This is a genomic window from uncultured Cetobacterium sp. (assembly GCF_947038635.1).
Classification (GTDB): Bacteria; Fusobacteriota; Fusobacteriia; order Fusobacteriales; family Fusobacteriaceae; genus Cetobacterium_A.
Genome location: NZ_CAMQXC010000003.1, coordinates 1 through 11,224 on the forward strand (window position 1 = coordinate 1; position 11,224 = coordinate 11,224).

General features: G+C 29.1%; 10 protein-coding genes, 3 tRNA genes and 1 riboswitch. Of the genes, 1 reads left to right on the forward strand and 12 read right to left on the reverse strand.

Annotated elements, in window-relative coordinates; translation table 11 throughout:
- Positions 1-62: 62 nt before the first annotated feature.
- From Q0V08_RS00595 to Q0V08_RS00630, 8 genes are all read right to left on the reverse strand, one after another.
- Positions 63-138, reverse strand: a tRNA-Gly gene (locus tag Q0V08_RS00595).
- 54 nt (positions 139-192) lie between these two features.
- A complete protein-coding gene (locus Q0V08_RS00600) occupies positions 193-1,704 on the reverse strand; it encodes a family 10 glycosylhydrolase (protein ID WP_297431147.1) in 1,512 nt (503 codons plus the stop codon).
- A 10-nt stretch (positions 1,705-1,714) separates the two neighbouring features.
- Positions 1,715-2,209, reverse strand: coding sequence for a hypothetical protein (locus Q0V08_RS00605; RefSeq protein ID WP_297431149.1), 495 nt, complete (start codon positions 2,207-2,209; stop codon positions 1,715-1,717).
- 70 nt (positions 2,210-2,279) lie between these two features.
- The gene (glpX, locus tag Q0V08_RS00610; RefSeq protein ID WP_297431151.1) at positions 2,280-3,305 is read right to left on the reverse strand and encodes a class II fructose-bisphosphatase; all 1,026 of its coding nucleotides are present in this window, start codon (positions 3,303-3,305) and stop codon (positions 2,280-2,282) included.
- Positions 3,306-3,313: 8 nt separating this feature from the next.
- Positions 3,314-3,583, reverse strand: a complete 270-nt coding sequence (locus Q0V08_RS00615) for a septum formation initiator family protein (RefSeq protein ID WP_023051418.1) — start codon at positions 3,581-3,583, stop codon at positions 3,314-3,316.
- Positions 3,583-4,086 carry a peptide deformylase gene (gene def / locus Q0V08_RS00620; RefSeq protein ID WP_240218840.1) on the reverse strand — a complete coding sequence of 168 codons (504 nt, stop codon included), beginning with the start codon at positions 4,084-4,086 and terminating at the stop codon, positions 3,583-3,585. Before def ends, Q0V08_RS00615 begins: the two co-directional genes overlap by 1 nt.
- 41 nt (positions 4,087-4,127) lie before the next feature.
- Positions 4,128-6,410 (reverse strand): primosomal protein N', encoded by a 2,283-nt coding sequence (priA, locus tag Q0V08_RS00625; protein WP_297431155.1) that lies wholly within the window; start codon positions 6,408-6,410, stop codon positions 4,128-4,130.
- Between the two features lie 9 nt (positions 6,411-6,419).
- On the reverse strand, positions 6,420-8,528 hold the full coding sequence (locus Q0V08_RS00630) for a penicillin-binding protein (protein ID WP_297431157.1): 2,109 nt from the start codon (positions 8,526-8,528) through the stop codon (positions 6,420-6,422).
- 97 nt (positions 8,529-8,625) lie between these two features.
- Here Q0V08_RS00630 and Q0V08_RS00635 point away from each other — a divergent pair, with 97 nt between their 5' ends.
- A complete protein-coding gene (locus Q0V08_RS00635; protein WP_297431159.1) occupies positions 8,626-9,132 on the forward strand; it encodes an OmpH family outer membrane protein in 507 nt (168 codons plus the stop codon).
- Positions 9,133-9,211: 79 nt separating this feature from the next.
- On the opposite strand, the gene Q0V08_RS00640 is transcribed toward Q0V08_RS00635, so the two are convergent.
- The 4 genes from Q0V08_RS00640 to metK all read right to left on the reverse strand — a co-directional run bounded on the left by Q0V08_RS00640 (position 9,212) and on the right by metK (position 11,030).
- Positions 9,212-9,287 (reverse strand) — tRNA-Val (locus Q0V08_RS00640).
- Between the two features lie 3 nt (positions 9,288-9,290).
- Positions 9,291-9,365 (reverse strand) — tRNA-Glu (locus tag Q0V08_RS00645).
- Between the two features lie 69 nt (positions 9,366-9,434).
- On the reverse strand, positions 9,435-9,791 hold the full coding sequence (locus Q0V08_RS00650; RefSeq protein WP_297431160.1) for an arsenate reductase family protein: 357 nt from the start codon (positions 9,789-9,791) through the stop codon (positions 9,435-9,437).
- A gap of 84 nt (positions 9,792-9,875) precedes the next feature.
- Entirely contained in the window at positions 9,876-11,030 is a 1,155-nt protein-coding gene (gene metK / locus Q0V08_RS00655) for a methionine adenosyltransferase (RefSeq protein ID WP_297431163.1), read from the reverse strand.
- An 81-nt stretch (positions 11,031-11,111) separates the two neighbouring features.
- Positions 11,112-11,199, reverse strand: a riboswitch (SAM riboswitch).
- Between the last annotated feature and the right edge of the window lie 25 nt (positions 11,200-11,224).

Genomic DNA, 11,224 nt, shown 5'->3' on the forward strand with positions numbered 1-11,224 from the left:
CCAGTGACAACACGATTAAAAGTCGTGTGCTCTACCATCTGAGCTAATGACGCATCTTTGTATGGAGCGGGAGACGAGGGTCGAACTCGCGACATTCAGCTTGGAAGGCTGACGCTCTACCAACTGAGCTACTCCCGCATCACTTACAAAGATATAGTACCACAATTTATATTGTTTGTCAACAAACTTTTTTTATTTTTTTAAAATAATTTTTTCTTTTACTTCACCTTGATTATGAACTCTATCTACTGGAGCTATTTTATAATAATAAGTTTTATTTTTTTCAATATTCTCATCTAAATATTTTAGTCCATATTTTCTTTTTATAGTAGTCAAAAGATATTTAGAATTTTTTTCATCAAATTCTTTATTTGTGCTTCTATATATAGCATAGTAGTCAGCATAATTATTAGCAGGATCATCCCAAGTTAAAAGAACTCCCTCTTTTATAATTTTTGCTCTTACATTAGCCACGGGATTCGGAGCAACTGTATCTATCCATGGGCTTGTTGGGGGTAATATCTGCGTCTCATAAACTTTTTCTTTTAAATTTGTTTTAATATTAAGGCTGTTTTTTTGAATCTTATCAAATCCAAAAAATACACTTCCATGAACATTTTCAAAATTTCTATTATACTTTATCTGATTTACAAGTTCATCTTCATTTTTCCAAGCTTTATTACTTCCAATTTTATAAGCTGCATGGCCTATATATAAATGAACATTACTATTCTTTACTTCATTTATCCACCAATTAACTAAAATATCATATTGAGCAACTTTTAAATTAAAATCCCAATATATTTGTGGAACTATATAATCTATCCATTCATTTTGTATCCATGTTCTTGTGTCTGCATATAAAGTATCATAATTTTCTGCACCTGCTCTTGTTGCTGATCCAGTTGGATCTTTATCATTATTTCTCCAAACTCCAAAAGGACTTATTCCAAACTTCACATATGGTTTTGTCTTTTTTATTTTTTTCGATAGTTCCATTACAAAAGTATCTGTGTTTTTTCTTCTCCAATCCTCAAGTTTCATTCCTTTTCCATATAGTTTATAAGATTTAGCATCTCCAAAAGGAACAACTTTTTTATTTTTATCTAACACTGGATACGGATAAAAATAATCATCCATATGAACACCATCTATATTATAATTTTTTACAACATCAACTATAACATCTTCTGTAAACTCTCTAGCTTTTGGATTTCCAGGATCATAATAATATTTTCCACCATATTCAATAACCCAGTTAGGATTCTTTTTAGCTATATGATTTTCAGGAATTTTTTCATTATTTTTTAATGTTATTCTATATGGATTAAACCATGCATGAAATTCTAAATTTCTTTTGTGAGCTTCCTCTACAAAAAACTCTAAAGGATCATATCCTGGATCTTTTCCACTTTTTCCAGTTATATATTTAGACCATGGCTCTTTATTAACTTTTTTATAAAATCTATCTGCTGTAGGTCTCACCTGCATTATTATAGCATTCATATTCAAACTTTTTATTTCATCTAAAATAGCAATATACTCTTGCTTTTGTTCTTCGATAGTTAAACCTTGCTTAGAGGGCCAGTTTATATTGTCAACTGTTGCTATCCAAACTCCTCTAAACTCTCTTTCATTACTTTTACCAAAACCAAAAGAAAAACTTATTAAAAACAAGCAAAGCAAAAAAGTTAATTTTTTCATAGAATCACTCCTATCCCTTTATTATTGAAAACTTACCCTTTAGTTCATCCTTTAAAGTACAGATAAAGTCAATTTTATTTCCCATAATTAAAGGGATAATTATCTCTCTTTTATCATTTGTAACTATTCTTATTATAACTTGTAATCTATTTCCTTTTCCTACTACTCCTTCTTTCATAGTACATGTATCTATTTCATCAAAAGATAGATTCAATCCTTGACCTAAAATCTTTTTATTTTCACAGTCTAAAATTATTTTATATTTAAAAAGATTTTTTAAATGTTTAAATCCTAAAAATAATAGTAATGCAGCTATTCCTATATATGGTATGCTGAAATTCTTTGTATATCCTATATATCCTTGAAGAGCTCCAATTAATAAAAGTGGTACTCCCGTTCCTAACCATACAATCATTTTTTTTCCTTCAAGAGTGTACTTCTTTAATGGTTTATATTGTACTTTTGTCTTTTCTATTTTTTTTATAAAATCATCATAAAAAAACATTTATCCTCCTCATTTAATAATGAAGAAAAGTAGAGAATATTCTCTACTTTTCTATTCAATTATTATTTAATTATTTTACTAATTCCATTATATCTTCGGGTTTATAGTCTAGGTTGTGAACAGCATTTATATATCTAACTGTTTTACTTTTTCCTCTTATAACTAAAGTTTGAGTTCTAGCTATATTCCCTTTTCTTTTTACACCTTCTAAAAGATCTCCACTTGTTATTCCTGTTGCTGAGAAAATAACTTCATCATCTTTTACAAGATCATCCATTTTTAAAACATCTCCTACTCTTAGTCCCATCTCTTCACATCTAGACTTTTCATATGCAGATATTTTATCATTTTCCAATGATACACCTTTTACTTCACTTCTTAATTTTAACCTAGCTTGCATATCTCCACCTAAAGCTTTGATTACAGCAGCTGATATAACACCTTCTGGAGCTCCACCTATACCATAAAGTACATCTACATCTGAATCTACAACTGATGTTAGTATTGACCCCGCTACATCTCCATCTGGTAGAGCGTAAACTTTAATATTTAAATCTTGTAAATCTTTTATTATAGTTTTATGTCTTGGTTTGTCTAATACCACTACCGTTAGCTCATTTAATGGTTTATTTAAAGCTTTACAAATATTATCTATATTTTCCATTAAAGGTTTTGATAAATCGATTACACCTTTTGCTTCAGGTCCTACTATTAATTTTTCCATATACATATCTGGAGCTTTTAAAAAGCTACCTTTATTCCCTACTGCTAAAACTGCAATTGCATTAGCCTGACCTTGTGCTGTCATTCTTGTTCCTTCAACTGGATCTACAGCAATATCCACTTGTGAATATCTTTCTTTATCAAGAGAATCTATCCCTACCTTTTCACCGATGTATAGCATAGGAGCTTCATCAATCTCTCCCTCTCCTATTACAATCTCCCCTTGAATTTTTATCCCATTTAGTACAGTTCTCATAGCGTCTACCGCTGCTTGATCTGCTGCCTCCTTATCTCCTCTACCTACCCATTTGTAAGCTGCTAAGGCTGCTGCTTCTGTAACTCTAGCAAACTCTAAAGCTAACTCTCTTTTCATTTTTCCTCCTACTTTGTTTCAATTAATCTATAAATTTTTTCTCCTGGTAAAACCATTTGGAGTTGATTCCTAGCTACTTTTTCTCTGTAAAAGGGATTATTTATATTCTCAATCATTTCATCATATCTAACAATTAAGCTTTCAATCTCTTTTTTTTGTTTAATCTTTATCTCTTGCTCCATTTTTAACTTATCGATTTTAACAAATGATCTAAATATATTTTGTCCTAAAAATGCAAAATGTATAACTAACGGGACTATCCAAAGTAGATTTTTCATTAGTTTTTACCTACCTCTTTTTTCAAAAGTTGTAATTTTTTAGATACCATTCTTTTAGCTACTGGTGATATTTTATCTACAAATAAAATAGCTTCTAAATGATCATACTCGTGTTGGAATGCTCTTCCTAAAAGTTCTGTTCCCTCTTCTATTACCTCTTCACCTTTTTCATTTAAATACTTTATCTTTACTGTTACTGATCTTTTTACAGGTTTATAAATTCCAGGAACACTTAAACACCCTTCATCTATATTTTCAACAGTATCTGATAACTCTATTAATTCTGGATTTATAATCTTTCTTACAATTCCATCTCCAATATCAATTACAAACATTCTCTTGCTTATTCCAACTTGTGGCGCTGCAAGTCCTACTCCATTAGCTTCATGCATTGTTTCTACCATATTATCTAAAATTTCAAGTATCTCTGGCGTTATTTCTGTTACTGGTTCAGCTACAGTTCTTAAACATTCATTTCCATATATTTTTATGTCGTATAACATGTATTTTCCTCCAATTCTCTTTTTTTTCAATATATATTATATCATATTAGATTAATCGGGTCTACATCAACAACTATTCTATATTTTTTATTCTCTATTTTTTTCAGTTTATTTTCTAAAAATACTTTATACTCATTGATTTCTCTTCTATCCCCTTTTATAAATATATTACATCTATATCTTCCTTTCACTTTATAAACTAAGGATTTCATAGGTCCATAAAGCTCTACCTTCTCATGTTCAATCTCTTTAAATACCAGATGACAATACTCTTCTAATCCATATTCCTCATTTGAAGATATTCCAATATTTATTATTTTTGAAAATGGGGGATAAAAAAGTATCTCTCTTTTCTCTATCTCTTTTTCATAAAAATTTATATAACTATTTTCCTGAATTTTTTCTATTATATAATTTTCAGGTTGATAAGTCTGAATTATAACTTTCCCCTTTTTCTCTCCTCTTCCAGCTCTTCCAGCTACTTGAGTTATCATTTGATATGTTCTTTCACCTGATCTAAAATCAGGGATACTCATAATTGTATCTGCATTTATTACTCCAACTAAAGTTACATTGGGAAAATGTAATCCTCTAGATATCATTTGAGTTCCAATCATAATATCATATTTCCCACCTAAAAAATCATTATACATATTTTCATAAAAATTCTTTTCTTTTGAAACATCTCCATCAACTCTAATTATGTTTACAGGAAATCTTTTTCGAAGTTCCTCTTCTACCCTTTCAACTCCACGTCCACTAAAAGATATATTTTTGCTTCCACATTTAGAGCAATGACCTAAAAATCTTTTTGATATACCACAATAGTTGCACTTCAAGCTATTATTACTTGCATAATAGTTTAATTTTATAGAACAATGCTCACACTCCTCCATATGTCCACATTCTTGACATTGAACTAATGTAGAATATCCTTTTCTATTTAGAAGAAGTATTATCTGTTCTTTTCTTAAAAGTGCTCCTCTTATCTCCTCTAAAAGTTTTTCACTGAAAAAACTATCTTTCTCCTCTTTCATATCTACAATCTCTATCTCTGGTAATTTTGCATCCTTATATCTATGATCTATTTCAAAAAGTTGAAATATCCCTTTTTTAGCATAATAATAACTTTCAATTGATGGAGTTGCTGAACCTAAAACTACTTTTGCATTTTCTAATTCAGCTTTCTTTATAGCTACATACTTTGCATTATATCTTGGTGTACTATCTTGTTTATAACTATTTTCATGCTCTTCATCTACAATAATATATTCAAGATTTTTTACAGGAGCAAAAATTGCTGAACGAACTCCTAAAACAACTCTTTTATCGCCTGTATATATACTATACCACTCTTTTGCTCTTTCTATATTAGATAATCTGCTGTGAAGTATTGCCACTTCTTCTCCAAACTCTTTTTTAAATCTTTTTACCATTTGAGGAGTTAAAGATATTTCTGGAACTAAAAATATTGATCCTTTTCCATTTTCTAAAGCTCTCTTTATAAGTTGTATATATATCTCAGTCTTTCCAGAACCTGTTACTCCTCTTATTAAAAAATGTCTTTTATTTGAAGTTTCAATACCACTTTTTATTCTTTCCTGCTCTGAATTTAACTTAGTATCTTCTTTATACTCTTCTTTTTCAATATCTTTTTTTAATTTCTCTTCATTAAAACTTTTTATTTTTCTTTCAAGTATTAATGTTCCATTCTTCAAATGATTTTCAATAGTTTTTTTATCAAATTTCTTTTCCAAAGTTACTTTTCCAATTTCTACTCTCTCTTGAAAATATAATTTTAGTTCTATATCAACATCTTCAATACCTTCTTGAAGACCATACCAATTATCTTCAATTTTCAAATAATTATTATCTAGATATTCCTGTATTTTAATTTTTGAAAATCTATCAATTAATGTTTTTTTTCTAACTAAACTTTTCTTCAAAAAATATTCTAAAATCTCATCTTTAATTAAAGTACTACTAAGATTTTTAGGTCGATAAATATCTTCATATTTTACTTTTACTCCTGAAGGTACTGCTGTAGAAAAAACTTGATCAAAAGGACTCATATAATAATCTCTTATCCATAAGAGTAATTTTATAAATTTTTTAGAAAAACTTAACTCTTCATATAATACTTTTTTTATTTTTAAAACTTTAAAAGTATATTCTTTATCTTTCTCCTCTTCAATAATCAGTCCAACCTTATCTTTATTCCTAAAAGATACTAAGACTCTATCTCCAATATTTATATTCTCTTCATCACTGGCATAAGTATAGAAATCTTTTGTCTTTTCTATATAGACACTGTAATATCTCATTACTTTCTCCTAGTTTAATTTTATTTTTATTTTCTTTATATCAACTAATTCTTTTTGTGGTTCAACACTTTGACTTTGAACAACACCTGTTCCTGTCAGCTCAACTTCAATATCACTACCTTTAAAAATTTCAATGACTTCTCTAGCACTTAATCCTTTTAAATCTGGCATTATGACTAGTTCTTCATTATTTTCGATGCTTCTCAAACTTCGCTTTCCTTGGACTCTTATATTCTCTATTTTTTGAGAATAAATATTTTTTGTCTTAGTTACTCTTTTTACAACTTCACCTAAAACTGGAGCTGCCGCTGTTCCACCATATTTATCGTATAAAACATCTCCTTGAGGCTTAAAAAACATAGCTAGCAATATATATTGAGGTTTTTCTACAGGGAAAAATCCCATTACAGATGATAAGTACTCGTGCTTTACATATCTTCCATGTTCACTATATTGAGCAGTTCCTGTTTTTCCACCTATTCTATAATCATCAACATGAGCTTTTTTTACAGTTCCTTCTAATACAGCTAACTCCATCATAGCTCTCATCTCTTTTGATACTGCTTCTGTTATGACTTTACCTTTTTGTATAGGTAAATTTCTTCTCACTACTAAACCATCTTTATCTGTTATCTTATCAACTATATATGGTTGGTACATTATTCCACCATTAATTACCGCTGAAAAAGCTGTTATCATTTGAATCGGTGTTACTGCAATTCCTTGTCCAAAGGACATTGTACTTTTTTTCAAACCATTCCATCTTTTTACGGATTCTCTTCTAGGTTTTTTCTCATAAGGATAATCAACACCTGTTTTATCATACAATCCAAACCTCTCTAAATAAGAGTCAAACTCCTCATTTGTAAACTTATCTCCAATCAATACCATACCTACGTTACTTGATTTTTTTAATATCTCTTCTGTTGTTAAAATACCTTTTACACTTCTGCTGCTTTCTCTTATAGTATGTTTATATTTTGTTATAGTTCCATTTCCTATATCAAAATTAGTATTTCTTCTTATTTTTTTTTCTTGTAACGCTGCAGCTATCACAAGTGGTTTAAATATAGACCCTGGTTCTACTTGAGATTGAAATATTGGATTAGCCACATTTTTTTTATTTTTTCTAAAAAATGAAGTTGCTAATATTTTACCATTATTTGGATCCATTAAAACAGCATATGCCTCTTCTGAGTTTGTTTTTTTAAATTGTTTTTCCATTTCATCATTCAAAATATATTGTAAATCATTATCAACAGTTAAATGGATATTCATTCCATCTAAATTGACTTTTGTTCTAGCACTAGAAGTAGGTAATCCAATTCCTAAACTCCTAATACTTGGGATAATTCTAGATATTTTGTCTCCTTTTAAATAATTTTCATAAAAAAGTTCTATTCCAAAAATCCCCTCTTTTTCTGTTCCTTTTTTAAACCCGATATTTCCAACTAAAAAGAAATATTGATCTGGCTTATAATAACGTCTTTCCTTTCTTCCACTTAAAAATATAATATTTTTACCTTTTATATTATACTTTTCTAAAATATCTTCAATCTCTTTTTTCTCTACATCATCTATATTTCTATTTAATCTTTTATAAACTCGTTCTTCTTTACCAAGCTTATTTATCGTATTTAATAGTGGTCTATAGTTATCTCTTATGTATTTTTTGTTTACCAACTCTTTTAAGGCTTCTGGAGCTTCTAAAGATTTTATGAATCTTTTTGGATCTACTGATAATTCATACATATTAATACTATATGCTAATCCTTTTCCCTTTGAATCATATATATTCCCTCTTTCTCCACCCTCTCTTCTTTCAACATTTATCTGCTTATTTATCGCTTCTTTATAATTGTTTGAATCAAATAGTTGTATCTGAATCATTCTAAATATTAGAATAAAAAAACAAAATAAAATTATATCTGAAGCTATAAAAGATCTTAGTATAAAATTATTTTTCATTTTTATTTTTTTCCACTTAAAAAAAACGTATAGATTATATATTAACATTAAAACTACTGCAACTGTTAATAAAAATTTTCTATAATATAAAGAAAGCCCGATACCAAATATCTGTATCAAAAGTAAAAATATTTTTAGTTTCTTATTCAATTCTCCACCCTCTTTTTATTTTTCTTTTAAATATTATATCAAATATTAGCAAAATAATGTATAATAAGAATAAAATTCCACAAAAAGGAGTATTTATATGAATGTTTTATTTCTATTGCTTTTTATGACCACTTCAGCCTTTGCACTCAATATTGGAGTTATCGACTCTGAATACATCTTTAGTCAATACAATAAGCGTTTTGAAATGGAAGAAAAACTTGAAAATAAAAGATTAGAGTTAAATTCAGAAATTGAAGGATTAAGACAAAGCTTATTAGAACAAGAGAAAGTTATTAAATCAAATTCAAAAATTACAGAAGATGATAAAAAAAAATTATTAGATTTAAAAAAACAATTTCAAGAAAAGATTGAAACTTCTGAACGTGTTTTTCAAGAGGATCAACAAAATTTCATTTATGATATTAAATTTGAAATAGATTCTGTTGCTATTTTAATTGGAAAACAAAAAAATTTAGAAATGGTTATTGAAAAAAGTGCTACAATTTATGGTGGTGTTGACTTAACAGAAGATGTTCTTAATTTTTTAAATAATAAAGAATCTTATAAATTAGATACAACTAATCTTTTAAAGAAGCAATTGTAAAAAGGGACTAAACAGAATTTATCCCTTTTTTATTTTACAAAAAATAAAAAAAAGCACTTATGTGCTTTTAAAATCTACATGGTGGAAACAACTGGACTTGAACCAGTGACCCCCTGCTTGTAAGGCAGGTGCTCTCCCAACTGAGCTATGCTTCCAAATGGTACCCCGTAGGGGAATCGAACCCCTGTTTATAGAGTGAAAATCTATTGTCCTTACCACTGAACGAACGGGGCAACTAAACGCTGATGCGTTGTTGCTACATAATAATAGTACCATTTTTTTCATTCTTTGTCAACAGTTTTTTATTTTTTTAGTTCTTCCCATTCTTTTTCTTTAAACCCTATTAAAACCTTGTTATTTCCTATAAGTAAAGGTCTTTTTACTAACATTCCATTAGTTGAGAGGATATCTAAAAGTTCATCTTCATTATTTTGAGCTACTTTCTCCTTTAAATTCATCTCTCTATACAAAATACCACTTGTATTAAAAAACTTTTTTATTGGTTGACCACTTAAAGCAATCCATTTTTTTAACTCCTCTTTTGTTGGATTATTTTCAACAATATGTCTTGGTTCAAATTCTATACCATTTTCTTCTAACCATTTTTTTGCTTTTACACATGTTGAGCACTTAGGATAATTTACAAATAAATATTTCATAACTCACCTCTCCTTTTCTTTTTTTATAGCTTAACACTAAAATAAAAAAAAGGGAAGTATATTCTTCCCTTTTTTCGTATAGTATTATCTATCTAAATATTTTTTTAACTCTTCAGCTTTGTTTACTCTTTCCCAAGGTAAATCCAAATCTGTTCTTCCAATATGTCCAAAAGCTGCTAAATCCTGATAATTAAAGTTTCCACTTCTTAACTCTAAATCTCTTTCAATTCCTCTTGGTGTTAAATCAAATACATTTTGAACAGCTTCAGCTAATTTAATTTCATCTACTTTTCCTGTTCCAAATGTTTCTACTTTTACTGATGTTGGCTCAACTACTCCAATAGCATATGATAATTGAACTTCACATTTATCAGCTAAGTCTGCTGCAACAATATTTTTTGCTACCCATCTAGCTGCATATGCGGCTGATCTATCAACCTTTGAAGGGTCTTTTCCAGAGAACGCTCCTCCTCCATGTCTGAAAAATCCACCATAAGTATCAACAATTATTTTTCTTCCAGTTAATCCCGTATCTCCGTGTGGTCCTCCAATTACGAATCTTCCAGTTGGATTTATATGATAATTTTTTACTTCTTCTGCATTTAAATTATAAGTTTCTAAAACTGGCTTTATTACTAGTTCTTTTACATCTTTATGAATTTGCTCTTGAGTTACATCTGGATTATGTTGAACTGAAACTACAACAGTATCCACTCCTACAACTTTTCCATTCTCATCATAAGCTAATGTAACTTGAGATTTTGCATCTGGTCTTGCCCAAACAAGCTCTTTTGATCTTGTTAATCTAGTTAACTTTACAATTATTTCTCTTGCTAAAACTAATGCTAATGGCATTAATTCTGGAGTTTCTTTTACAGCTCCACCAAACATTATTCCTTGATCTCCTGCTCCTCCTACATCTACACCCATAGCTATATCTGGAGATTGAGAATGAATTGCATTTAAAACTCCACAATCTGAATCAAATCCCATTCCTTGTCTGTATCCAATTTCATCTATTTTATTTCTAACTATATCTTGTATATCAATATAAGTTGTTGTTGTAATCTCTCCTCCTACAACAACTTGTCCTGTTGTACAGAAAACCTCACAAGCTACTCTTGCTGCTGGATCATTTTTAATACACGCATCTAATACCGCATCTGATATTTGATCTGCTATTTTATCTGGATGTCCTGGTGATACACACTCTGAAGTAAAGTAAGTTAAATTTTTCATTATTTCCTCCTAAATATTAATCAAAAGAGATAAAAAAAGCCTTTTATCTCTCCAGAAAGATAAAAGGCTTTATGCTCTTATTAGTCATCTTTCTGGAATTAGCACCACACCTCTAAGGTAGGTTGCTGAAACGTCATAGGGCCAGTCCCTCAGTCTCTCTTGATGATTTTGTTTTTTTGTAATTAAATTATATA